Genomic DNA, 23,986 nt, shown 5'->3' on the forward strand with positions numbered 1-23,986 from the left:
ATTACCAACCTAGAAAATCTCCTAGGAGGAAACTATGACCATCATTCGTGTTATATCCCCTATTCCCCTTGAAGAAGAGGAGAGGATGCTTAATGTTTCGTTTCAGATTACATGTGACCTTGATCGCGAAACCATTGTACTTATGGATGAAAATGGAGACCTGATTGATGCTAAAACTATGCAATGGATCTGCCAATACCTTATACTCGCGGCCAATAAAGTGTAGTCGGACAAAATGCTGAATCTGCATGAACTGGATTGGATCAATGCCGAAATCAAGCAACGTTTGTTTGACCACAAAAAAGGCCGCTGGTACGTGTATTGCGACAATTGCAGGAATGGTTAGATTCCTATGCCGATTATTCATATTACAAGCTTTCCGTCCCTTATAAGCGGCAAGAAGGAAGCGCTTGGACTCGTCATTGTTCCGAAGAGTGCACAAACGTCTATGTCGACAAAAAACGGTGAATGCGTCCACTTTACCTCCGTCGATCCCAGCCCGCCCCGGTCTTAGCCTTCCGGCTCGTCCACTTCAACAAAACGGACAGATGGCAGCTGTTCTGCGAAAAGGTAGTCTCATAAAATACAAAAAGGCCAGTCAAAACACAAAAATAAAGTGTTAGACTGGCCTAGTTTATTCAGCTATCGTACCCGTTAGCGTAATCTACTTAGGAGACAAGGTCATCTAACCGTCTGGTAAACGAGGCCTATGGCTCCAGAATCAAATGTCTTGTTTTCGATAAGTTTAAGATTGATCTTCTCCTTGAGACCTTGGAATAACGGCAACCCGCTGCCGATCAGGACGGGAGAAACCGTAATTTTATACTCATCTATTAAATCAAGCTGCATAAGGTAGTGTGCGAACCTGGGACTGCCGAGGATGACTATATCCTTGCCTTGCTGCTGTTTAAGGTTCTTGATCTCTTCCTCGACATCTTCTTTCACCAGTCTGGAATTGTTCCATTCGACTTTCTCTAGCGTCGTGGAAAAAACGATTTTGGCTGTCTTTTCGATCCACTCAGCATGATTCCGTTCATGCTGCGAAGCTGATGGGTTCGAAGGCACAGATGGCCAGTAATTGTACATCATCTGATAGGTCCCACGTCCCCAAATGACAGTGTCGGCAGTACTCAGAATTTCTTTCGCATGTTTCTCCAAATCAGCATTGTAGGAAACCCAGCCAATGTCCATTTCACCGTTCGGCCCCTCTACAAAACCGTCAAGCGATGCGTGCAGAAATAGAACGAGTTTTCTCATGTTCGTTTCTCCTCCGATTTCGAATTTATTTTGTTCGATTTTTTTGGCCGTTAGCCCGCGTTTCCTCCTGCTTTTACGGTCATTATAAATCATTACGTTACGTAAGGTTCAATTTGAAATCCGAATTTTTTGCAGACGAGATCGAGAGGGTGATTTCGAGCCTAACATTGTAAAGAAACATCAGTCCAAGGTGACATTTGAACTACAAGATCGTCGCTGCGGCAATCGTTACATCTTTCCTAGTATTTCACTTAGCGCAATCTGGTAGATTTTCTTGTTATCCAGCAAAAGAAGATATTCGCCTCTGCAATCCAGTGCGGTTGCTTTTATTCCGACTCCCCCGGCTGTAAAGATTACTTCTCGTATCTTTTTCAACGTATGATTCGCTTTTCTTTCGTATAACGTGTATGTATCACGATTTCCATACCCGCCTCTAAACAAAACATAGTTGTCATATACTACAAACCCATCGGACCCATCCATATTGGTTTGGTATGTAGTCATACTGTCTTTCGTGAGGTGGACAAGTTCAAATTCCGTGTAGAAATAAAACCAGACGTCATTATCATTAGGGACGTTAATCGCGTAACAATCACTGATAAAGCCCGCTTCACCGGTGTAGGTGTAAATTCTTTCTCCATTTTCATCCCAGGCAAGCAATCCAGAAGAGCCCACAGGTTCATCCCAGCCATAGTTTCCAAACACACCTTCATCAAAATAGCTGGTCCATATTTGTCCATTTTTGGTTACAGCCACATCCTGAATGCCGTCACCCAGTAAAAATTCTCGAACAAGGGCTCCGTCATAGGACATAACTTTTCCATTCAGATCATGCGTACCATCTTTATATCTATTGCAACGGGAGGCAACCACCAAGATCTTGTCGTCACCGAGTGGCTGGATAAAATGATAGTTTCCTGTCTGATCATTCAAAATGACTGTTTTCCTTGAATTCCCCTTGGATAAAACTATCTTGTCTTGATGCTTGGTTTCCGTTACTGCTGGCACAAACATCCCGTCGATTCTCTCTGGGTTTTTGTTTGTCCCCAGACAGCAAATCTCCGAGTCTGGCCCCAGAGAGATATGGATCACTTCATAGTCTTGAAATTCATCCGTGATATCCCATACAGGTTGAATTTCAATCTTTTTTGGTCTGCTCCTAAAGAACATGATAATCCTCCTATCCGTTCCCCCCATATGTTAACATCAAAATGCCATTATCAAATTTGAAACATTTGGAAAATGATGCTTTCCGCTTTGACTTGAAGTTTCTTGTAAATACGAGATGGATTCAAGCCCAATGAAGAAAATCATACTTTTTTTGTTCAGTGAAGATAAAATAGTAGACCGGAACCCCAAATGGTACAAGGAGCTCCGGTCTTCTCTATCACTAGATATTTGAATATTAGTTTTTGACTGTCTCATTTAACTATCGAACACATCGTATTATGGTGTCAGCCAGTTTTCCTGACATGCGAACGATGCCAGTTCGGGGATTCTCCCAGGAGTAGGCTAGACGGATATATTCTCCCCCTCTATAGTTAGAACCTCCCTTGCTGCTTCTATGAAAGATAACATGATTGGTGAAAGCCACTTGTCTTTATGCCATAACATCTGTGTATACACGTGCAAGTCCGGAATTTGCCATGGAAGAGCAACAAGTTCGCCCCGTTTCACTTCCGCTTTCGTTGTCATTTCAGGAAGAAAGGCAATACCGATTCCCGTAATTGCACATTGTTTAATGGCTTCGGCATTTTGAAACTCTAAATACGTAATACTATCAATGCCCTTTTTCTCAAACTGTCGGTCAAACATGGTTCGATAGGGACAACCCTTTTCATTCGTCAGGAACACTTGTCCGTGAAAATCTTCCAGCTGCAGTACAGTTAGTTTCGAAAGTGGGTGGTCTGGAGCGGCGAAAAAGCGGAACGTTTCTTCTACCAACGGCTCCACTGCAAGTGCGCTCGAGCGAATGGGCTCGTCCAACATAAAGACGACATCCGCAGTTCCCTCAAAGAGCGTTTGCTTGAGATGTTCATTTGGAATGGAGCGGAAGATGAGACGAACTCCCGGATGGCGCGAACGAAATAGGTGAAAGACAACTGGAAGCCGATAGGCGCAAAGAACCTCGTTAGCACTTATGGTTAGGGTGCCGCTTAAATTTTCATTATCATGAACGACGCTGCGAGCTTCGTCCAATTTATCTAGAACACTTTGGATATGAGTTAAAAAGCGTTTACCTGCAGTTGTTAGAACGAGCTGCTTGCCTAAGCGGTCAAAGAGACGAACACCAAGCTCATTCTCCAATGCTTTTATTTGCATCGTAACGTTGGAGGGTACGTAGTTCAGCACTTCCGCAGCCCGACTGAAATTTAAAGTTGATGCAACCGTGCGGAACGTAATCAGTTGGCGCAATTCCATTATACGATCCCCCTTTACCTTCAAAATTATTGAATATTACTTTGAATTTCATTCACTTTTACTGAGACTATCACAGTTCTATACTAGCAACAAGAAATACAACCTTAATGTATGGTTTCATTTTGAAGGGAGAGACAATACGATGGATTATGAGATTTTTGATTTGGGTGACGTAACCTTGCAATCAGGAGAGACGTTACCGAGTGCTTTTCTTGCTTATAAGACCTATGGAAGATTGAATGAAAAGAAAGATAATGTCATCGTCTATCCAACTGCTTTTGGCGACCAGCATGTTCAGAATGAATGGTTGATTGGAAACGGCATGGCACTAGATCCGCAGAAATATTTCATTATTGTTCCAAATCTATTGGGCAATGGATTATCTTCGTCTCCCAGTAACACGCCTCCCCCATTCGACCGTGCTAATTTTCCGCAGGTAACCATCTATGACAACGTTACATTACAGCATCGGCTGGTGACCGAAAAATTTGGCATTCAAAAGATCGCTCTCGTAGTAGGATGGTCAATGGGAGGCATTCAAGCATTCCAGTGGGGGGCAAGTTATCCCGACATGGTGGAACGAATTGCACCCTTCGCCGGAGTTGCAAAGGCATGGCCCCAAACGTATGTGGTTTTGGACGGTATGAGAGCTCCGCTCATGGCTGCGGTCCGCTTCGATTCAAGTAAACTGAACCAGTTGACTTCTGCAGACATGCGCGCTGTTGGCCGTGTCTATGCAGGATGGGGCGTATCGCAGGCGTTTTACAGAGAGGAACTTTATCGTGAGCTCGGATTTGACTCATTGGCAGATTTTGTGGCTGGCGTCTGGGAAGATAGCTTTATGAAGATGGATCCACATAATGTCCTGGCCATGTTATGGACAGGACAACATGCAGATATTAGTGCAAACCCCTCCTATAACGGAGACTTCGATAAAGCACTCAAAAGCATTAAAGCGCTTGCCTACATCATGCCAGGGAGCACGGATCTCTTCTGCTCGGCAGACGATAACAAATACGAGACTAAGTTAATGCCTAATGCTCTTTTTAAACCTATCGAGTCGATCTGGGGCCATTTTGCCGGTCGCGGAATCAACAGTGCTGATAATAAATTTATTGATGACAACCTAAAACGCTTGTTGGCTCTTAGTACAAACGGATAGATCATCATAAGAAAGTATCGCTATCATTGAAAAAACTCACCACATGGTGAGTTTTTTCGCATATGTTTAAACCTGATTTGAATAACGCTCCAACAATTTTGTTCTGTGAGAATGGAAAATATCCTCCAGTGGGATATCGTACTTGTTGGCAATTACAATAATATTACCAAGAACATCGCCAAGCTCTCCAACTAGCTCTTGTTTCAATTCTTCTGCCGTCCCAACAATTTCATCCGGACGGTCTCTTCCTATTTCTAAGGCTCTAATCGCTCTCGCTACCTCGCCCGTTTCTTCTGCGAGAAATCCAATACGCATAAAGATGTCAAGCTTAGACCAACCTCTTGTTTCATAGTATTCCTTTACCCAACTTTGAAATTCTGTAAGATCCACAGTAATTGCCCCCCATTCTTTAGACATTTTAACAGAATATCCGCAGCAAACGAACAGGTTTACAGTCATCCTGTTTACATACAAATCGACTTATTTTTCACTCGTTGGAATCGACTTGCCGATCCTCGATTGCAAAGCCTCCAATACCCTCATCCATGCCTTGCCCTCTGCGGAATCTTCTTTTCCTGCATAAGGATGCTCACTTGGGTACATCGCGTAAAAGGTCCCTTGCTTGTTTTCCCCGATCTTTTTGATAAAAGGATGCTCTTGGTAGTAAGGAAGCTTTTCTTGCTCTTTGCTCAAACGAATGACTGTCCCGAGCGGCACTTCTGTTTTAGCCACGGTGTCCTTGTAGGAGAAATGGACGCAAGGCGGGTTTCCTTCTTCGTTTTTGCAGGTGGACTGCTCGATTTTTATTTTGTCCATGACGGTCTGAGGCAATAGAATACGGTAGCCGATGGTGCTATCGTATGCTTTCATCGTGATGAAGTTTTTCTCGATAGCAGGCTCGTTAATCGACTCAGGCGTATTCCAGATCCCAACGGACTTCTCAGAAGCAGGAGCCACGCTTTGAATAAACCATTGGTTGCCGACTCTTGCTACGCCTACCACCGCTCGATCTGTCCCATACTTGCCAGTCGACGTCATTAGCTCGAATTCAACCTCGTATTTATCCTTGGCAGTCTCAGGTCCGCTGACGATTTTATAGCCCTCCACCCATGGACTGGATGCGCCTGTAACCCAGTGAAAGCTTTCAAAAGACTGTTTTGCTCCCAATTTTGCCTGTTCCGTGAAAAGAGCATACTGCAAGGCACCGCTTCTCATTTGAACCGCTTTGGCCCACAGCTGGACAGTCTCTTCCGCGGTTTGGGGAACGATGCTCGCCTCCAGCATTTTCAGCTGTTCTTGTAGTGAGGTTGCACTCGCTGTCTGATTATCCCCCGCAAGCGCGAGGCTTGGCTGCTCTGCCAGTGGTGTCAACGAATAAGTCGTCAAGCCTAAGACCAGTACCATTCCGAACACCAGTAATTTTTTCATCCTGAAAACTCTCCTATCCATCTCTTCGTTGTATGTGTAGCCTTTTCCTTTTCATGGATAATGACGTAAGAGCGTGCGATTTGTAACTGCTTTCGATAAATTTTTTTTGATAAAAGGTCTTATATAATAGCTCGTTTTTCGCAGCAAACGCATTAGTTGTGGGGTGGGAAGTCTTCCTATACAATGAATAGAAGATTCCATATCCAAAAAAAGGGAGGGTATGCAATGAAGGTCACACGAATCGTTTCCAATATCGATACCCAAAATATCGCTGCAGCCAAAGCCTTCTACCAGGATGTGCTCGGCCTACAAATATTGATGGATCATGGCTGGATCGCAACATACGGGAACGAGGAAGAAATGAGTGTGCAAATCAGCTTTGCTTCCCAAGGAGGCTCGCACACCCAGACTCCTGATCTATCCATTGAAGTCGATGACGTCGATACAGCATTTGAGCGCATGAAAAATGCAGGGTTTTCCATCGAATACGGTCCGGCAGACGAGCCTTGGGGAGTGCGGCGCTTTTATGTCCGGGACCCTTTTGGCAAGCTCATCAACATACTCGGTCACACAAAAGAGCTACCATAATTCTACGAGAATCGAGACTGCGCTGTAAACCAGCAGCAAAGCCATGATTACATGAAACTGGCTTCTATATCGTGACAGGAACGTTTGCAGGACGGAACCAAACATGCTCCAACAGAACGTACTCATAAAACCGACAAAAGCTAGCAATACGGAAAAGAAGAATAGGCTTATGCTGGAGCTGTGATAAGGAAGGATAAAGGTCGATATCGCGGTTATGCCGTACAAAATCCCTTTTGGATTGACGAATTGCAGGAGCATGCCAGCCAAAAAAGAATTGTTTTTATCATTCTCGCTGTCCTTGCCATTTTTGCTGGTAACGATTTTGATTGCCAGATATACCATATACACTGCGCCCAGAATCGTCATGACAAACTCAATTTTCGGGATAAAGCTTTGGAGCATCACATTAAAAAAGCTGCTCAACACCATGATGACGAAGAAACCTGCACCTACTCCCAAACAAAAACGAGTCGTCTTTTTCAACCCATATTTGTTTGCAAAGGTCATTGCCATCATATTATTGGGACCAGGTGTAAAGCTAGTCACAAAAATATATAGGAAAAACGATAAGACAGGCATATATACGATCCTCCTCTGATTCGTGCGTTATAATGTACATACAGAACGTTATAACGATATGCCTTTTATTGTACAATTCGGTCGTTATATTGTACAGAAAGGAATGGGTGTTTTATGGAGGAAATTCATCTCATCATTGCCAAGAACTTAAAATCGTTTCGGGAAAGCAAGAAGCTCAGTCTGGAACGGGTTGCAGAATTAACCGGGGTAAGCAAAACAATGATCGGTCAGATTGAAAGGGGAGAATCCAGCCCTACGATTACAACCATCTGGAAAATCGCCAACGGATTAAAAATGTCTTTCACCTCGCTCATCAAAAACCAACAGCCAGATACAAAAGTGGTGTTGCAAAACGAAATCCAGCCGTTAACGGAAGACAACGGCAAATACCGTGTATTCCCTACCTTTCCATTCGAGGACGAGCGGCGCTTTGAGATGTACGCAGTCGAGATTGATCAGGGCGGCTACCTGTCTGCGGATGCGCACAGGGAGGGAACAGAAGAGTTCATTACCGTTTTTGCAGGGGAATTGACCTTACGTGTACAGGACAATGAATTTACGGTGAAAAGCGGTGACTCGATCCGCTTCAAGGCAGACAGACCCCACACGTATCAAAATGCCGGTGAGGCTTTAATTCGACTAAGCATGGTCATCTATTATCCAGCATGAAAACCCCGTTTTGCTCCAACGGGGTTTTTTGTACAAAGGATGTGTTTTTTTGAAAAAGCTGCTTACAGCAGGTACTCGCCCTTCCTGTAAACAGCCTATCTTTGATCGTATCTATGATGCCAACGAGGCAAGCTCGCCCTCTTTTAATACCTTTGAAAAAATTCGCTTGATCCGCGCATCGAGCACATGGCTGCCGCCTCTGCCTCTCACGTCTTCGATCATCATCGTCACCAAAAGGCGTGAATCATCTGCATCAAATGCAGCGTACCAGCCGTTTTCTTTTCCCAGCTCGCCTTTTTTCTGCTTCAGCTCTGCGGTACCCGTTTTAGCCGCCAGACGAATACCGGGCACTCTTGCCCCTCGTCCCGTACCTTTCGGGTCCTCCATCACGCTGAGCAGGTTTTGTTTTACCGCCCCGGCAACCTCCGCAGGGATCACATCACTTTTCCAGTATTGCTCTTTTTTCTCTCCCTGCACCAGGGATGGGTACACCATGCTTCCGTCGTTTATAAAAGCACTGTAGACCAGCGCCAGATGAAGAGGTGTCATCGTCACTTCTCCCTGTCCATATCCCGAGTCAGCCAGTTGAATCTCATTTTTCATTTCGGTATTGTACAGCTTGGATTTATCGATCGGGAATGGAATTGGTATCGCTTCGTTAAAGCCGAGCAATTGACCTTTTTGTATAAACTGCTCCTCCCCGATGGCAAGCGCTGCACGGGCAAAATAGATGTTGTCGGAGTAAACGAGTGCTTTTCTAAGGTCAACAGGCGCTCCGTAATCACTGACACGAGTGACTTCGTAATTGCCCCAGGAAGCATCCTTTTGCCAGTGCAAGCCTTTGACGCTCATCGTATCCTGTGGGGAAATCGCATTCGTCTCTAGTCCGATCGCTGCTGTGATCGGTTTGAAAGTCGACCCCGGTGCAAACCCGCGAGCAAATCGGTTTAACAACGGCTTTTGCGGATTCTCGTTAATCTGCTTCCATTCCTTGGACGACATCCCGGTTACAAAAGCATTTGGATCAAACGAGGGCGCACTTGCCAGAGCCAATATTTCTCCTGTCTTTGGGGAGATAGCTGCGGCTGTTCCTGCCTCCCCTGCAAGCTCGTTAAAAATCGTTTTTTGGACTTCGGCATCGATCGTCAGTGTCAGCGGCTCGCCGTCTTTGGCGGAGCGTACAGCCAATACCTTTTTCTCCGTACCGTCAGAGGTTGTAATCGCAATACGTCCACCTGCTAAGCCGCGCAGCTGTTCCTCGTAAAGCTGCTCCAGCCCCGTTTTCCCAATCATGTCTGAGCTGCGATAGCCCTGCTCTTTTCGTTTTTCGTATTCCTCTGCACTCATGACCCCCATATAGCCAATGAGGTGAGCCATCGCTTCTTTATACGGGTAGTACCTGACTTGCTTTTTTTGCAGCTTGATCCCTTTGGTTGCTCTGAGCGTCTGGATGCGCTGATCGTCCTCCCCCAGCGTAGCAATCCGAATGAATGATTTTGCCGCATTCGCTGAAACGATCGACGTTAAGTCGGCAGTCGGAATTTGCAGCAGCTTGCTCACCTGATTCTTCCCTGCCTGGGAGCTCTCGTTCCATTCCCCCGGATGAATCCCGATATCAACCACGGCGCGGCTCGTCGCTAATCTTCGTCCCGCTCGATCCAGGATTTCGCCTCTTTTCGGAGGGAGTGTGCTTGCCCGTACCTTATCCCCTTCCTTCATGTCAGGAAAAAGGAAGGTCGGGTTCCAATTTACGTACCAGTCTTTTTTATCATTTTGCGTTTCACTGACCAGCGTCGCCTTGCCTGTAAAGGAAATCGGTTCGACAAACGTGCCCATTTGCAGCCGATAATGAAAATTGATCTTGCCGTCTTCCCCTGGAGTAACCTCTCCGTTGTACAACGGCTCTATGCTAATGTCCTGCGCTTCTATACCTTCATAAATTTTTTGATAACGCGAAATAAATGCTTCTTTGGTCATGCTCGATTTTGTTTCCAACGAGAGTTGCTCGTACATATCTGAAAACTCCTGATTTTTCCACTTTGTCGCATATGCGGTGAATGCTGCCTTTGCCCGCTCTCCTTCTGACATGGGACCTTCCTTCCACATATCCCAGAAAAGAAAGCCAAATCCACAGAGGACTACCACAAAGACACTCCAAAATATTACCCACGTCTTTTTCACTAGGACCGTCTCCTTCCCTTCAACAAGATAATACAGACGGGAAAGATAATATATGGAAGAAAGCTCATAGAATCGTGAGACAATCGTCATAGAACGATGATAAATGTCCGACAATTATCTCCAATGGAGGGAGACTGGTTTTAGTGGAATCGAAGAAAAGGGAAAAGATATATCGTAATCGAAAAAAATATAGTAGCAAGTAAAACAGGGTGAAAGGAGAATGAGAAGGTGGCACCAAAGGAATTGAAGCACCCTACAGAAGCAAATGATTTTCATCTGAATCAGCTCGCAGCGGTAGGACAAATTGCCGCAGGTATTGCTCATGAAGTGAAGAATCCGTTAACAGCAGTAAAGGGTTTTTTGCAATTATTGAAGGAAGAACATAATGAAGGTTATTTAAACATTGCTCAAGCCGAATTGAATAATGCACTGTCAACCATTGAAGGATTACTGCATGTTTCAAAACCGGATTTAGATGATGAACCCCATCAACTCATTAAACCGGCTGCCGAACTAGAAGGTCTATTTACACTTTTTCAAGATCAATTATATCGGGTGAGCATCCAGAGAAATTTTCGGGATGTAAACGCCATGGTCTATGGGAAAAAAAATCAAATAAAAAAGGCCCTTTTTAATTTATTGAAGAATGCATTTGAAGCCATACCAGACAAAGGAACCATAACTGTTGAACATTACGTAGAGGAAGAATATGTGGTCATTTCAATTGAAGACACAGGAATTGGGATACCCAAAGATAAGCTGCGAATGCTTGGAACACCTTTCTATACAACGAAAACAGAAGGGACTGGGATGGGCTTAACTCAAGTTTTTTCTGTTTTTAAAAGTCACAATGCCATCGTGAATGTTGAAAGCTCAGAAAATCAAGGTACTAAGTTCATTATTAAACTACATATGGATGATCCGAACAAAATAATTGGAGTGAACGTTTTGGACTTGGAATATTTAGAAGGGTATGATTTTACGGTATTTTTAAAAGAAAACAAGTCAAAATTTGAGAATCGTTTATTACATGAAGCAGTGACCGTGAAGGATAAAATAGATGATATTTTAAGAGTGGGTAACATTGATCTCCTATCAAACGCCTACAAACTCGTTCTCTATGTCGTCGAGGGACGCGAGCACGAAATGATCTCCTTTGCCAAACAGGAAGGGATCGCCTGGGCGAAATATTCACTAACTCTAGCCTTTAAATTAGAATGGATTCAAACCGTTCGCAGAGTTTTGTGGGACTTCTTATATAATTTTGATCGATTGAATGGAACAGCAATTGATAGAGAGGAATTCTACAAACTTGAGAAAAAAATTAATAATCTCGTAGATCAATTCCTTAATCATTTCTTTGTGAGTTATTCAGATTTTAAAGATAGATTAATCCAATCCCAAAGAGAATTGGTCGAAGATTTATTTGTTCCGATTATCCCAGTAACTCCGTCGGTATGCATCTTGCCGTTGATCGGTAAAATGGATGAGTATCGAATGGAGACATTGGAGGATAAGGTTCTTTCTCATATTGGCTCGTCCAGGATCGATACCTTAATTATTGATTTATCCGGGGTGCTCCATATGGAATTACCCATTTTGAAGCACATCACGAATTTAATCAATGGAATGAGCATGATGGGATGTAAAACGGTCGTAACAGGATTACGCCCGGAGATCGTAAAGCAGATTATTCGCAGTGGATTGTCGTTTGAGGAAAGAGTGATTGCCAAAGCTACTTTGGAGCAAGCATTGGATGATTTTTTAAATCGAACATGAATCTCTCAGATTCATTCTCCGAACGTGCGCGATAGTTGAATAAAGACAGTGCCAGTCTAAGACTTTATTTTTGAGTCCATGACTGGCACTGCTTTATTCCTCCCACATATAGCCGTAACGGGGGATTGTCGTTACTTTTTCCCCATATCTGCCTAGCCGTTTGCGCAAACGGTACACGAGTGCATTTATTTCTGTACGCCCGACATCTGGCACATTTTTATCCGTACCTACGAGCCGCTCCGGCCAAATTAGCACCATGATTTCCTCATAGCTGACCGCCTGATTGGCGCGCTGGTACAGCAGCATAAGCAGGTCCATGTCTTTTCCGGTTAAATAGATGCGATTTCCGTCCAGGCGGATTTCTCTGCGTTCAAGATTGATCACAAGACCCGCTGCCGCTGCTTTTGGATCAGCCTTTGGTGTTAACGGGAATGAAAACTCTCTGGTAACATCCATCTCGCTTCCTTCGGCAAAGAAGATCAGCTCAACCACACCTTTTGCAAGACTTATCACATCGCCATGAAACAAAGGGTGGGGGGTCTGATGGACCGCAACTCCGTTAACCTCGGTTCCATGCTTGCTCTGCAAATCAGAAATCGTATATTGTTGACCAAACTTACGGATCACGGCATGCTTTCTGGACACATACGGACTCGAAAAGTCAATGTCTGGCTTCAATTGGTTTCCTCTGCGTCCAATCGTGCTTTCATCTTTATGGAGGAATTTCCGTTTTTGCAGCTGCTCGGGATCTCCCTTTTTTATCAGCACATAAACTCCATCATCCAACATTCATCACCTCAAAAAGAGTTGGAGCCATCCTTTTCTATTTACATAACAAAATGGTGGATTAGTCAATCATTTTTTCATATAACAAAAAAGCCGTCAAAATTCAGGATCATGAAATGACCTGACCATGACAGCTGTCTATAATCGTTTTATACCAGCAAGGAAAGCATTCCTGTCTGGGTAAATGCTTCATGAACAGATCTTGAGAGCAACCGCTTCTTGAGGCTCGATCGTCAGTACATGACAGACCCCGTTTGGGATAAAGAGCTTGTATGCGACGCCTTTTGGCACCACAATAAACTCGCCTGCTTCTACCCATATATTACGCTCATGGTACATCATCAGCAATCTTCCATGAACGATGAAGAACAGCTCGTCCTTCTGATCGTTCTGTTGCCAGGCAAATTCACCTTGAAGCTTCTCCAGCTTGATCGCAGCGTCATTGAGCTCACCTACGACTGCGGAGCTCCATGTCTCCTGTAACTTTGAAAAATGCTGCGCGATGTTTACTTTTTCCATGATGATCCTCTCCCCTTTGTACCAAAGATAATACAAACCAAGGTTTGTTGACATAGCAGGGATCTCATAGATTTATGATAAGTCAGATCACAGATCGATGATAAGATACAGAGAATTAGAACAACAAAATAACATTCGTATATAGAATGGCGGATAGAACAGAATGAATGAAGAGGAAAGGAGGGGCTCATGAAGACACGAATACTGCTTTGTATCTACGTTCTAGTTCTGATCTTCGGATTTTTTAACAGTAGTCGCATCATGTCATGGTTAACCAATCAGGATACGACCCTCCTGCCGTTTATGTTTCCACTGTCCGTCTTTATTGGATTGTTTCCTGTTATTCCTTTTGGTCTTTTCGCAGGAATCATGGGCGCAAAATACGGCCCTTTTTGGGGTGCATTCATAAATTGGACGGGATCACTTGGCTCGGCGCTCCTGATGTTTCTATATGTACGATACGGCTACCAAAAGAAGGGGCGAGAATTTTTGGCGCGTTTTCAGCAATTAGATCGCTTTACCAGCGTTTTTGAACGGAATGCGTTCATGGCTGTTCTTTTTGCACGCCTCATCCCTATCATTCCTTCTCCTGCCATTACGATTTATTCTGCCATCAGCATGATTTCCGTCCTCTCATTTGCTCTCGCTACTGCTATCGGAAAAATTCCGACCATGCTCGTTTATGCTTTTTTAGGAGATCAAGTATTTACGGATGTTCGCCGGACCATCATAACCGTTCTCGTATACGCTAGCTTTATCGGAATCGCTTATATGATCTACCGCAAATGGCTGTCTCCTAGTGCGAAAAAATAAGATCGACCTATTTCTTTCTCCTTAAATGAAAAAACGGCTATCTGTACAAGGTCAAATTACCTTTGCGAACAGATAGCCGTGGTCGTGAAAAACTCATTTACTCTCGCGTAGCCCAGCGAGCAATCGGATACAGTCCTAACGGATAGCTCAATCCTTTTAAGCCAGGCTGAACTAGATAGTTTTGAGATGGAAAGTATACAGGAATGAACGGCATGTCGTTCATCAGCATTTCTTCCGCCTGATGAAGCATTTCGTTGCGCTTGTTTACATCTGGCTCTACCGTTGCGGCAGCCTTCAGCTTCACGTACTCGTCATTTACCCAGGCAGTATCACCGGCCGCATCGCCCGAATATCGATCCAGTGAAAATACTGGATCATCGACAGCAGGAGTCCAGGAGCCGCGTGCCATCTGATAGTTTTTCTGCTTGAGGTTGGCGAGCTGCATTTTCAGCTCCTGGTTTTCCAGACGAAGGTCCACACCCAGATTTTTTTTGATCATCTCTTGCACTACCTGTGCGACCTGCTTGTTGGCATCAGACGTATTGTAGAGCAGTGTCGTTTCAGGGAAGGTCGTCCAGCCCTCCTCCTTCATTCCTTCCTCCAGCAAGCGCTTTGCTTCCTCTGGATTGTAGGTTACGTATTCCGGTTTTTCGGCACGGAAGTCTCCACCGGACGGAGTGCTCGCTCCTGGCGGCACCATCGCGTAAGCAGGAATTTCTCCGGCTCGTGTCACCGCCTCTGTAATCAGCTTGCGATCAATAGCCAGAGCAAACGCCTGACGCACTTTTTGATTCGTAAACGGCGGCTTGCTCACGTTGAACAAATACATGTAGGTCCCAAACAAGGATTTCGTTTCCAGACCAGGATTTTGCTTTTCACTCGCTAAAATATCCGCAGTCAAATCAGAAACCACATCGAGCTGTCCACCCTTGAACATTTGATAATACGTCGTTGCATCACTGACCATTTTCCAGGTAACCTTTTGCATCGAGACGTCCTGCTGATTCCAGTAATGCTCGTTTTTCTCAATGACGATCTCGGAATCATGCTTCCACGAAGTCATTTTGTACGGACCATTGGTCACATACGAGCTGGCATCCGCTGCCCAGTTTGGATTAGCTTCCGCCGTTTTTTTGTGAATCGGGACGTAGTACTGGGTAGCCAGCAGCTTCGGGAAAAAGCTGGTTGGCGCTACCAGGTTGATCTCCAATGTTTTCGCATCCACTGCCTTGACCCCGACATCCTCTATCTTGCCAGTCCCCTTGTTGAACTCCTCTGCCCCTTTAATGTAATAAAGTCGGTATGCAGTCGTGGAGCCGACCTTTGGATCGAGATGCTGGAGAAAGGAATAAACAAAATCATCACTCGTAACAGGGTCTCCATTTGACCATTTGCCATTGTCTTGCAGGATAAAGGTATACGTTTTGCCGTCCTCAGAAATTTTCACGTCTTTGGCAGCAGCAAGAACTGGCTCTCCCTTCTGGTCTTTCCAGTACAGTCCTTCAAACATATGGTTGATGACCCAAAACGACTGGATATCTGTGGACTTGATCGGATCGAGACTCGGTGGCTCTGACTTTGCGTTGAAGACGACTTCCAGGTTGGCGCTTGCTGTCCCTTTTTCGTTCTGAGCCTGTCCCTGTGCGGAATTGCCCGTATTCGCTGCCGGGCTCCCTCCGCATCCTGCCAACGCAGGCAATAGCAACGCGAACGATAAGATCAACGACGCAACTTTTTTCATGATTTTCCCCCTCGATGCGATTATCGGGTGATGCTCTCTTGATCGTATTTATAGTAGCCCTGGGTAGCAGAATCTCCCGAATTGTCGGGTGTACCGCTACCCAGCAGATCTAGCAGACCTTTTTCTATCTGCGGCTGTTCTGGTGGCTTGCTGATCGTAAAACGGACGCCATCGACACCCAGTACGGTTCCTTCGCGTGTATCGTCGGTTCCCCCGTACATGCTTTTGGTCGCAGCATCGTACAAAACTGCATGGACATCGCCAATGTATGGCTGGGGTGCCCTCTCCAAGGCATGTCCTTTTGCCACCAAGGCCCGCAGAACATCCGGTTCAAACCCATACTCCCACTCCACTTTCGGATAGGTACTGGAATATACACGCGGCGCGAGAATCGCCTGCTGAATCGGCAAGCCAAAGTCGATGACGCCCAAAATCACTTGAGCTACGGAAGCAATGATCGTCGTCGCGCCTGGTGAGCCGAGTGCCATGAAAGGCTCGTTGTCCTTTAAAACAAACGTAGGAGCCATGCTGCTCAGGCCTCTTTTTCCAGGCTCGATCTGATTGACACTCCCTGCTTCGGTTTGAAAAGCCACCCCATGATTTCCAAGCAAAAATCCATAGCCGGGAACCATTATTCCTGAGCCATAGACAGAGCCAATCGAGGAAGTGAACGAAACCATATTGCCCCATCGATCAATGACAGAAAAATGGGTCGTTTGGGTCATCGTTTCGTCGCGCCCGCCACTCTCTGTGGCAGCTGGTCGCCTGCTCGTATCTGCTTCATATACCCACGGCTCGCCTGGCTCAACCTGCTTGGTTGCGATCTCCGGGTTGATCAGCCTGGTGCGCTCGGACAAGTATTCAGGATGCAGGAGACCTGCCTTCGGAACAGGACAAAAATCCTCGTCCGCCATATGCTTGGCCCGATCTGCGTAGGACAGATGCATCGCCTCCAGCAAATGATGCAAGTAGTCTGCAGACAGATGACCCATGCTTTGTAAATCGTATGGCTCCAGAAGCTTCAGCATCTGAATCATGGTGATTCCACCGGAGCTGGAGGGGCCCATCGAAACAATTTCATAGCCCCGATACGGAGCACGGATCGGCTCTGCTTCTTTAACCACATAGGCTTGTAAATCAGCCATAGTCAATCTTCCTCGGTGCTTTTGCACTTCCTCGACGAGGGCTTCCCCCACTTCTCCCTCGTACAGCACCTTCGCCCCGTGCTCCTTGATCAAGCGCAATGTTTTTGCCAAATCTGGCTGCACCAAGCGATCTCCTTCGCGGATTGGCTCATGCCCAGGCATGAAGACCTGTTCAGTCGCCTCGTATTTTTGTATGCGCCGAACTTCATTTGCCGTATATCGTTCTGTTGCCCAATTGACAACAATGCCCTGCTCTGCCTGCTCAATCGCTGAATCTAGCACATCTGCGAGCTCCATGGTTCCGTATTTTTGCAGGGATGTTTCTAGCAGGCGCAAAAGCCCAGGAGTGCCGGGCGCATGTCCGCTGGTGGTAAACTCAAAAAACGAGAGCGGCTTGCCATCCTCATCCAAATGAAAATCGGGATTGGCGTTCATCCCTGCTGTTTCCCGACCATCGAGGGAAATGATTTTATTCTGATCTTTCAGATAAATGATCATATACCCGCCGCCACCGATCCCTGACATATACGGCTCGACGACGTTCAGCGAAAACTGGATAGCTGCCGCCGCATCTACAGCATTTCCTCCCTGCTGCAAAATCTTGATGCCTGCTTCGGCAGCGAGCGGATGAGAAACCGAGACAATCCCCTGTGTGGCTTTTTCCATCGATGGATCAATCCCTGGCGTCGTCATAAGCCATGACTCCCTAAATAGCGCAGTGCAAAGGCTGATAGCATAGCGACACCGATGGGCAAAGCATCCTCATCGATGTCAAACATCGGGTGATGCAGTGGATATGTCGCATTTTTGGCTTCATTACCTGTACCGAGACGGAAAAATACACCGGGAACATGGTGGGTGTAGTATGAAAAGTCCTCGCCGCCCATCGAAGGTTTGACCAGCTCATATTTGGATTCACCCAATACTTGATCAGAGGTGGAAAGCAAAAGATCAACCAGCTGATCGTCATTGATAATGGAAGGATAGCCAAATCCGTATTCCAGCTCATAGGTTGCACCGAATGCCTCCGTTACGCCTTTTACAACGGTCTCGATACGTTTTGGCATCTGTTCCCGCAGAGCAGGATTGAGCGTTCGGACTGTGCCAGACAGCTCCACCTCTGCTGCAATGACATTGCTCGCCGTTCCCCCGACAATTTTGCCAATCGTTATAACCACGGAATCTAACGGATCTACCTGGCGGCTGGCGATGTGCTGGAGTGCCGAAATCACCTCGGCTGTCACCGTCACCGAATCAACCGTCTGATGGGGATGTGCTGCATGACCTCCGCGACCAATCACTTTAATCTTCAGCCTGTCTGAAGCAGCACATGAAACCCCGCGTGCTACCGTTACCTGCCCTGGCTTCAAACCAGGATATACATGCAGTCCTGCCATCGCCTGAATGCCAAAGTCGCGCAACAGACCATCCTCGATCATGGCTTTGGCTCCTGCGAGTCCCTCCTCAGCCGGTTGAAACACAAAGGCAACATTCCCTTTTTCCGGACGAAAGTGCTCCGTTAAAAACATCGCTGCTCCCATCAAAATGCTTGTATGAGCATCATGACCGCAGGCGTGCATCTTCCCGTCTATGCCTGAGCGATAGGCGACAGTCTTTTGATCGTGAATGGGCAAAGCGTCCATATCGGCGCGTAACCCGATGGTTGGTCCCGGCTCTTTTCCTCGGAGAATTCCTACTACTCCTGTGCGCCCAACACCCGTTTTTACTTCCAGTCCCAGGCTTCTTAAATGCGCAGCAACGATTTGCGAGGTTCGTGTTTCCTCATACCCTAGCTCTGGATGCAAGTGGAAATCACGCCTCCAGGCAATGATCTGTTCTTTTGCAGCACTCGCCTTTTTGAGAATATCTGACGTTTGATAGAGCTCTGAAATATTCTGCATATGCGTCCTCCTCAGTCCAAGCTATTTTTGGATGTATTTTGGAATTTTTCTTTAGTGACATTTTATTGCAATAAAGAGTGTGTTTCAATCAATTTTTAATTTTCAAAAAATAAACACCCCTTTTTCGGGATGCTACGAGTCTTTGAATAGCAGCAGAGGTCAAAAACAACTCTTTTGTTTCTGCCCCCTACTGCTCTACGTATTCGAATGGATACTACACTGGCTGTTCTGCCGTTTCGTGAATCCGGCGCAGCACAAAGTCTTTTACGATAGAAATGTAGTGCGCATGCTCATCCTTGACCACACTATGACTGCTCTGTTCAAAAATGACCAGCTCGCTTTGCGGGATCAGCCCAGCAATTTCTTCTGAATCCTCCACAGGCGTAATCCAGTCATGGCGCGCTCCCATCACGAGAGTTGGTGCTTGAATCGAGGGCAGCTGCTCACGCAAGTCAAACGTTCGAAGAAAGCCGCCAAAGCCTTCATTCAGCGCTTGATAGGATCGATTGGCGCGGGCACGGGCATCCTGCGCGATTTGACGTTCTGCCTCTGTCGGTGTTGGATTGTGTGTCGTCGAGTACAGCGGCGCCATCAGCTCATAAAAAAGAGTCAGCTCTTCTTTGGAGGAAAAGGCACCTTCCCATAATACTTTAGCGATTGCCTTCATTTCGGGTGTACCCTTTTCTTCAACAATTCTTTTTGCTTTTTCAATAAACTCATGGCTGGGGGAGGTCGTTAGAAGCAATAAGCCTGCTACATTCTGCGGGTAGCGCAAAGCATAAGCCTGCGCCACCATCCCCCCATACGAATGACCGTGCAGAACGATTTTTTCCAGCCCCAAGTACTCACGCAATGCCTCGATGTCTTCCACATTATTTTCAAGTGAATACGATTCGCTGGGTCCTAAGGCAGAACGGCCGCTTCCCCTGTTGTCGATGTAGACAAGCTGCATGATCTCAGAAAGAGGAGACAAGCCAGGCTTGTACCCTGTATGATCGCCGCCAGGTCCTCCATGCAATACAAAGCAGGTTGGCTTTTTGCGCAGGGTCGGTCCATCCGGTACCCACCCCATTCCTTCGACATCAAAGAATATACGTGTTCCATTGATTAGGGCATACATACGCTTTCGCTCCTTTTATGAATGATAGAGATGACATTTCACCATCTGCCCATTCACCATCGTTTCTTTTGGCTCCTCTGTCCTGCATATATCCATACAAGCATGGCAGCGCGGATGAAAACGGCAGCCTTTAGGAGGATTGGCTGGTGAGGGCAAGTCACCCTGTAACAAGATTCGCTCTCTTTTTTCGTCAGGATCTGAAATCGGGATCGCAGAAATGAGTGCTTTTGTGTAAGGGTGCAGCGGATTGCGAAAGATCTCTTCTTTTGAGGCAAGCTCGACGATTTCACCCAAATACATGACGGCTACCCGATCAGAGATGTGCTCGACTACGCCCAAGTCATGGGAGATGAATATATACGTCATGCCAAACTGCTCCTGAAGGTCCTGCAGCAAATTCAAAATCTGCGACTGAATGGACACGTCAAGTGCGGAAACAGGCTCGTCAGCCACTATGAGCTGCGGGCGCAGCATGAGCGCCCGAGCAATCCCGATCCGCTGCCTTTGTCCTCCCGAAAATTGGTGTGGATACCGCTTGAGATGAGAGGGATTCAGACCAACAATCCGAATCGTCTCTTCTATTAATTCAGCTCTTTTCGCTTTCTCTACCTGCTGAGCCATCAGTGGCTCCTCCAAAATACTTTGAATCGTCCGCTTCGGATTTAAGGTGGCAAAAGGGTCCTGAAAGACGATCTGCAACTGACTTCTCATCTTACGCATTTGTTTTCCTGTCAGCTTGGTCAGATCCATCCCGCGAAACCATACCTCTCCTGCTGTTGGTTCCAAAAGGCGAAGCAGACAACGACCTGTCGTCGATTTGCCGCAGCCTGATTCACCGACGATGCTAAGCGTCTCCCCTTCGTACACCGTCAGGTTGATCCCATTCACGGCTTGTACAAAGGATGTCGGCTGAAACCATCCGCTTTTTGCAGCGAAATGCTTTTTTAGCCCTTTTACCTCCAGGATAGGCTTGCTCAAATTGCGTCCCTCCCTTCCGCTGCTTCTTCTGTCGCAATCGGTTCATGCAGCCAGCATCTGCACTCCGAGCCATCCTTCATCTTTAAGAGTGGCGGATTTTGCGTGTGGCAGATCGGCTTCGCTTCCTGGCATCGTGGCGCAAATCGACAGCCCTGTGGCCACTCTCCCGGAGAAGGCACATTGCCGGAAATGGCGTACAGACGCTTCTTTCCTCTCGCATTATGGGGAACGGCCTGGATCAGTCCCATCGTATACGGATGCTTCGGATGGCGTAGCAGCGTACGTACATCGGCCGACTCGATAACCTGCCCAGCGTACATGACGAGTACCCGATCGCACATCTCCGCCACCACACCCAGATCGTGAGTAATGAGCATGACAGACATCCCTGCCTTTGCGCGCATGTCCCGAATCAAGGTAAGCATCTGCGCCTGAATCGTCACATCCAGAGCGGTGGTCGGCTCATCCGCGATCAATAGCTGCGGCTGACATGCCATCGCCATCGCGATCATCACTCGCTGTCTCATCCCCCCGGACAAGCGATGCGGATACTCTCCGAATATATCCTGCGCACGAGGAATTCCAACCTGGGCGATCAGCTCGATCGTCCGTTTTTTTCGTTCCTCCCACCCCAGTGGTGTATGCAGCTGAAGCACTTCTCCGATTTGTCTGCCAATCGTAAGCACCGGATTGAGCGAGGTCATCGGCTCCTGAAAAATCATTGCTAGCCGATTGCCGCGGATTTTGCGCATCTCCTTTTCCTCGAGGGCGAGTATATCTGTCCCCTCAAATTCGACCTGCCCGCCAACCACGCTTCCATTTTTCCCTAGCAATCGCATGATCGAGAGAGAGGTCACGCTTTTTCCACACCCGGATTCGCCAACGATTCCAAGCGTCTCTCCTTTTCTTACGAGCAAATCAACGCCGTCTACGACCGTCACAGACGTATTTTTTCGGCCGAGAAATTGCGTGGTCAAGCCTTTTACTGATAGAACCGGCGGTTTCCCCTCCATCTGGTTCCTCCTATCCGCATTCACGTATGCTCCATTGTGTTATACTTTACGCCGAAACAAGATATCAAACTATTCTGAAAGGGGTTCTTGTCATGAATATGGATAACATTGAGGCATTTCTTTATGCATTCCAGCTCGGTAGTTTCAACAAGGCAGCTGAAGCGCTTTATTTGACCCAGCCTTCGGTCACTGCGAGAATTCAATCACTGGAACGGGAACTAGAAGGCCCCTTGTTTCATCGGGATGGAAAGCAAATCACCCTGACCGAGCGCGGGAAGCAATTTCTCCCGTACGCACAAAAAATACTACAAGCCTACCAAGAAATTTCTACTACGCTCTGCGCACAACCCGTCTCCGGAAAAAATCTAACCATCGGCTGCACACTGCTCATGTCCACCCATATTCTCCCGGAAATTCTTCCTATTTATCGAGAAAAATACCCTGGTGTCAATCTGCGAATTCTAGTCGGGTCTTCTGCCTACGTCATGGAAAAAGTCTTGAGCAAGGAAGCAGACTTTGGTCTCGTTCGTACCGTTTCACATCCGCTGATTGACTCGTATCATTTGCATACAGATACGCTGCGTCTTGTCGTCCCTCCCCACCACCCATTCACCACCCTGCCCCCAGGCAAGCTAAACTGGTCGATTGTGGGAAGGGAACCACATATCGTCCTTGCTCACGGTACAATGGAGTGGCTGATGGTGCAGCGTCATTATCACCGGAATCAGATTCATCCTCACATCATGATGGAGGTCGATAATTTTGAGGCTGCCAAAAAGATGGTGATGCGTGGGGTAGGCATCAGCTTTTTGCCACAGCTGTGCATGCAGGAAGAGCTCGCCAACGGGCTTCTTCATGAGATTTCCCCCAAGCCTTTCGCGCAGCTGACGCGTAAAATTGAAATCATTTGCTTGCGTGAAGCAAAACGGGATCTCGTCGAATTTTTTATTCACGCGGTCAAAACCATGGATCGCAAGCTGCCATTGACCAAAAGCGTCTAATTGGATTTAGGGTCAAAAATATCCCGCAGGGCATCGCCCAAAATATTGACAGTGAAGACCACAATGGTAATGGCCAAGCCTGGAAAAGTAGCTAACCACCAGGCATCATGGATATACTCTTTCCCCTCGCTGAGCATCGTCCCCCATTCTGGCGTAGGGGGTTGTGCTCCCAGTCCAATAAAGCTGAGGGCAGCTGTATCCAGGATGGCAATTCCGATCTGCAATGTCGTGTACACAAGCAGAGGACTCATAATATTGGGCATGATCTGAAACAGGAGAATTCCGGCTCCAGATGTCCCTACAGCTCGACTTGCTTCCACATAACCTGATGCCTTGACAGAAAGCGTCGCGCCGCGAGTTAGTCTAGCGTATTTGGGAATTCCGGCAATGCCTACTGCAATCATCGCATTCGTCAGGCTTGGACCTAGTATCGCTACAATCGCCATCGCCATGATGATATTCGGAATCGCAAGCAAAATATCCATGATCCGCATCAGCACCTGATCCACCATGCCACCGACATACGCACTCGTTACTCCAATGAAGGTACCTGTAAAGAAGGTGATCGAAACCGCCATAACCGCAACCATAAGTGTTACTCTCGCACCATATAGAAGCCTGGACAATACATCACGACCGATCGCATCTGTACCCAGCATGTGTTCTGAAGTCGGTTCACTGAGCAACGCTTCATAAAACGGTTCGGTCGGGTCGTGAGGTGCCAACCATGGTCCTGCGATCCCAACCACGATCACTACTAACAAAATCCCTATGCTGTATCGTGCTTTTGGGTTGCGCCACAGCTTTTCAAAAAAGCTATCTTCCCGAATCCACGTCGTCTTGCCTGTCTCTTTTTGGGACGGTACCGGGGGCAGCGAAGGAAGAGCAGGCGTTGCTTGATTCAT

23 protein-coding genes are annotated in these 23,986 nt (G+C 46.7%); 7 read left to right on the forward strand and 16 right to left on the reverse strand.

Features of this window, described 5'->3' with window-relative positions; genetic code table 11:
- Positions 1-34: 34 nt before the first annotated feature.
- Positions 35-226: a hypothetical protein gene (locus tag SB752_RS00855; RefSeq protein ID WP_049739503.1), complete on the forward strand. Its 192-nt coding sequence runs from the start codon at positions 35-37 to the stop codon at positions 224-226.
- A gap of 455 nt (positions 227-681) precedes the next feature.
- Here the strand turns inward: SB752_RS00855 and SB752_RS00860 are convergent, their stop codons facing one another.
- From SB752_RS00860 to SB752_RS00870, 3 genes are all read right to left on the reverse strand, one after another.
- Positions 682-1,257, reverse strand: a complete 576-nt coding sequence (locus SB752_RS00860; RefSeq protein ID WP_410713862.1) for a dihydrofolate reductase family protein — start codon at positions 1,255-1,257, stop codon at positions 682-684.
- Positions 1,258-1,485: 228 nt separating this feature from the next.
- Positions 1,486-2,427 carry a hypothetical protein gene (locus tag SB752_RS00865; RefSeq protein WP_410713863.1) on the reverse strand — a complete coding sequence of 314 codons (942 nt, stop codon included), beginning with the start codon at positions 2,425-2,427 and terminating at the stop codon, positions 1,486-1,488.
- A gap of 342 nt (positions 2,428-2,769) precedes the next feature.
- The gene (locus SB752_RS00870; protein WP_410713864.1) at positions 2,770-3,678 is read right to left on the reverse strand and encodes a LysR family transcriptional regulator; all 909 of its coding nucleotides are present in this window, start codon (positions 3,676-3,678) and stop codon (positions 2,770-2,772) included.
- 142 nt (positions 3,679-3,820) lie between these two features.
- On the opposite strand from SB752_RS00870, the gene SB752_RS00875 reads away from it, so the two are divergent.
- Entirely contained in the window at positions 3,821-4,840 is a 1,020-nt protein-coding gene (locus SB752_RS00875) for an alpha/beta fold hydrolase (RefSeq protein ID WP_410713865.1), read from the forward strand.
- Positions 4,841-4,906: 66 nt separating this feature from the next.
- On the opposite strand, the gene SB752_RS00880 is transcribed toward SB752_RS00875, so the two are convergent.
- Positions 4,907-5,230: a MazG nucleotide pyrophosphohydrolase domain-containing protein gene (locus SB752_RS00880; protein WP_410713866.1), complete on the reverse strand. Its 324-nt coding sequence runs from the start codon at positions 5,228-5,230 to the stop codon at positions 4,907-4,909.
- Between the two features lie 90 nt (positions 5,231-5,320).
- Positions 5,321-6,268, reverse strand: coding sequence for a hypothetical protein (locus tag SB752_RS00885; protein WP_410713867.1), 948 nt, complete (start codon positions 6,266-6,268; stop codon positions 5,321-5,323).
- Positions 6,269-6,493: 225 nt separating this feature from the next.
- Between SB752_RS00885 and SB752_RS00890 the strand changes: the two genes are divergently transcribed.
- Complete coding sequence (locus SB752_RS00890; RefSeq protein ID WP_410713868.1) at positions 6,494-6,856, forward strand: VOC family protein; 363 nt, start codon at positions 6,494-6,496, stop codon at positions 6,854-6,856.
- On the opposite strand, the gene SB752_RS00895 is transcribed toward SB752_RS00890, so the two are convergent.
- Complete coding sequence (locus SB752_RS00895) at positions 6,848-7,435, reverse strand: LysE family transporter (protein WP_410713869.1); 588 nt, start codon at positions 7,433-7,435, stop codon at positions 6,848-6,850. The genes SB752_RS00890 and SB752_RS00895 overlap by 9 nt on opposite strands.
- A 114-nt stretch (positions 7,436-7,549) precedes the next feature.
- Between SB752_RS00895 and SB752_RS00900 the strand changes: the two genes are divergently transcribed.
- Entirely contained in the window at positions 7,550-8,104 is a 555-nt protein-coding gene (locus SB752_RS00900; protein WP_410713870.1) for a helix-turn-helix domain-containing protein, read from the forward strand.
- 111 nt (positions 8,105-8,215) lie between these two features.
- On the opposite strand, the gene SB752_RS00905 is transcribed toward SB752_RS00900, so the two are convergent.
- Entirely contained in the window at positions 8,216-10,285 is a 2,070-nt protein-coding gene (locus SB752_RS00905) for a penicillin-binding transpeptidase domain-containing protein (protein ID WP_410713871.1), read from the reverse strand.
- Positions 10,286-10,513: 228 nt separating this feature from the next.
- Between SB752_RS00905 and SB752_RS00910 the strand changes: the two genes are divergently transcribed.
- Positions 10,514-12,064 (forward strand): ATP-binding protein, encoded by a 1,551-nt coding sequence (locus tag SB752_RS00910; protein WP_410713872.1) that lies wholly within the window; start codon positions 10,514-10,516, stop codon positions 12,062-12,064.
- Between the two features lie 93 nt (positions 12,065-12,157).
- Here the strand turns inward: SB752_RS00910 and SB752_RS00915 are convergent, their stop codons facing one another.
- Together SB752_RS00915 and SB752_RS00920 are read right to left on the reverse strand one after the other, a co-directional pair.
- The gene (locus SB752_RS00915; RefSeq protein ID WP_410713873.1) at positions 12,158-12,853 is read right to left on the reverse strand and encodes an FHA domain-containing protein; all 696 of its coding nucleotides are present in this window, start codon (positions 12,851-12,853) and stop codon (positions 12,158-12,160) included.
- A gap of 186 nt (positions 12,854-13,039) precedes the next feature.
- Positions 13,040-13,369, reverse strand: a complete 330-nt coding sequence (locus tag SB752_RS00920; protein WP_410713874.1) for a cupin domain-containing protein — start codon at positions 13,367-13,369, stop codon at positions 13,040-13,042.
- A gap of 189 nt (positions 13,370-13,558) precedes the next feature.
- Between SB752_RS00920 and SB752_RS00925 the strand changes: the two genes are divergently transcribed.
- Positions 13,559-14,182, forward strand: coding sequence for a TVP38/TMEM64 family protein (locus SB752_RS00925; protein WP_410713875.1), 624 nt, complete (start codon positions 13,559-13,561; stop codon positions 14,180-14,182).
- Between the two features lie 97 nt (positions 14,183-14,279).
- On the opposite strand, the gene SB752_RS00930 is transcribed toward SB752_RS00925, so the two are convergent.
- From SB752_RS00930 to SB752_RS00955, 6 genes are all read right to left on the reverse strand, one after another.
- Positions 14,280-15,923: a peptide ABC transporter substrate-binding protein gene (locus SB752_RS00930; protein ID WP_410713876.1), complete on the reverse strand. Its 1,644-nt coding sequence runs from the start codon at positions 15,921-15,923 to the stop codon at positions 14,280-14,282.
- Between the two features lie 20 nt (positions 15,924-15,943).
- Positions 15,944-17,761 (reverse strand): gamma-glutamyltransferase, encoded by a 1,818-nt coding sequence (ggt, locus tag SB752_RS00935; RefSeq protein WP_410713877.1) that lies wholly within the window; start codon positions 17,759-17,761, stop codon positions 15,944-15,946.
- Positions 17,758-18,969, reverse strand: coding sequence for a M20 metallopeptidase family protein (locus tag SB752_RS00940; protein WP_410713878.1), 1,212 nt, complete (start codon positions 18,967-18,969; stop codon positions 17,758-17,760). The genes ggt and SB752_RS00940 overlap by 4 nt, the downstream gene beginning before the upstream one ends.
- A gap of 214 nt (positions 18,970-19,183) precedes the next feature.
- Complete coding sequence (locus SB752_RS00945) at positions 19,184-20,089, reverse strand: alpha/beta fold hydrolase (protein ID WP_410713879.1); 906 nt, start codon at positions 20,087-20,089, stop codon at positions 19,184-19,186.
- Positions 20,090-20,104: 15 nt separating this feature from the next.
- Complete coding sequence (locus SB752_RS00950) at positions 20,105-21,067, reverse strand: ABC transporter ATP-binding protein (protein WP_410713880.1); 963 nt, start codon at positions 21,065-21,067, stop codon at positions 20,105-20,107.
- Positions 21,064-22,080: an ABC transporter ATP-binding protein gene (locus SB752_RS00955; RefSeq protein WP_410713881.1), complete on the reverse strand. Its 1,017-nt coding sequence runs from the start codon at positions 22,078-22,080 to the stop codon at positions 21,064-21,066. The genes SB752_RS00950 and SB752_RS00955 overlap by 4 nt, the downstream gene beginning before the upstream one ends.
- A 92-nt stretch (positions 22,081-22,172) precedes the next feature.
- Here SB752_RS00955 and SB752_RS00960 point away from each other — a divergent pair, with 92 nt between their 5' ends.
- Positions 22,173-23,081 carry a LysR family transcriptional regulator gene (locus tag SB752_RS00960; protein ID WP_410713882.1) on the forward strand — a complete coding sequence of 303 codons (909 nt, stop codon included), beginning with the start codon at positions 22,173-22,175 and terminating at the stop codon, positions 23,079-23,081.
- On the opposite strand, the gene SB752_RS00965 is transcribed toward SB752_RS00960, so the two are convergent.
- A complete protein-coding gene (locus SB752_RS00965) occupies positions 23,078-23,986 on the reverse strand; it encodes an ABC transporter permease (protein ID WP_410713883.1) in 909 nt (302 codons plus the stop codon). The genes SB752_RS00960 and SB752_RS00965 overlap by 4 nt on opposite strands.

This window comes from Brevibacillus sp. SIMBA_040, assembly GCF_046535075.1.
Taxonomy (GTDB): Bacteria; Bacillota; Bacilli; order Brevibacillales; family Brevibacillaceae; genus Brevibacillus.

Coding starts and splice junctions, on each gene's coding strand:
- SB752_RS00855 (WP_049739503.1), top strand. CDS start 35: ATGACCATCATTCGTGTTATATCCCCTATTCCCCTTGAAGAAGAGGAG.
- SB752_RS00860 (WP_410713862.1), bottom strand. CDS start 1,257: ATGAGAAAACTCGTTCTATTTCTGCACGCATCGCTTGACGGTTTTGTA.
- SB752_RS00865 (WP_410713863.1), bottom strand. CDS start 2,427: ATGTTCTTTAGGAGCAGACCAAAAAAGATTGAAATTCAACCTGTATGG.
- SB752_RS00870 (WP_410713864.1), bottom strand. CDS start 3,678: ATGGAATTGCGCCAACTGATTACGTTCCGCACGGTTGCATCAACTTTA.
- SB752_RS00875 (WP_410713865.1), top strand. CDS start 3,821: ATGGATTATGAGATTTTTGATTTGGGTGACGTAACCTTGCAATCAGGA.
- SB752_RS00885 (WP_410713867.1), bottom strand. CDS start 6,268: ATGAAAAAATTACTGGTGTTCGGAATGGTACTGGTCTTAGGCTTGACG.
- SB752_RS00890 (WP_410713868.1), top strand. CDS start 6,494: ATGAAGGTCACACGAATCGTTTCCAATATCGATACCCAAAATATCGCT.
- SB752_RS00895 (WP_410713869.1), bottom strand. CDS start 7,435: ATGCCTGTCTTATCGTTTTTCCTATATATTTTTGTGACTAGCTTTACA.
- SB752_RS00900 (WP_410713870.1), top strand. CDS start 7,550: ATGGAGGAAATTCATCTCATCATTGCCAAGAACTTAAAATCGTTTCGG.
- SB752_RS00915 (WP_410713873.1), bottom strand. CDS start 12,853: ATGTTGGATGATGGAGTTTATGTGCTGATAAAAAAGGGAGATCCCGAG.
- SB752_RS00920 (WP_410713874.1), bottom strand. CDS start 13,369: ATGGAAAAAGTAAACATCGCGCAGCATTTTTCAAAGTTACAGGAGACA.
- SB752_RS00925 (WP_410713875.1), top strand. CDS start 13,559: ATGAAGACACGAATACTGCTTTGTATCTACGTTCTAGTTCTGATCTTC.
- SB752_RS00930 (WP_410713876.1), bottom strand. CDS start 15,923: ATGAAAAAAGTTGCGTCGTTGATCTTATCGTTCGCGTTGCTATTGCCT.
- ggt (WP_410713877.1), bottom strand. CDS start 17,761: ATGACGACGCCAGGGATTGATCCATCGATGGAAAAAGCCACACAGGGG.
- SB752_RS00940 (WP_410713878.1), bottom strand. CDS start 18,969: ATGCAGAATATTTCAGAGCTCTATCAAACGTCAGATATTCTCAAAAAG.
- SB752_RS00945 (WP_410713879.1), bottom strand. CDS start 20,089: ATGTATGCCCTAATCAATGGAACACGTATATTCTTTGATGTCGAAGGA.
- SB752_RS00955 (WP_410713881.1), bottom strand. CDS start 22,080: ATGGAGGGGAAACCGCCGGTTCTATCAGTAAAAGGCTTGACCACGCAA.
- SB752_RS00960 (WP_410713882.1), top strand. CDS start 22,173: ATGAATATGGATAACATTGAGGCATTTCTTTATGCATTCCAGCTCGGT.
- SB752_RS00965 (WP_410713883.1), bottom strand. CDS start 23,986: ATGAATCAAGCAACGCCTGCTCTTCCTTCGCTGCCCCCGGTACCGTCC.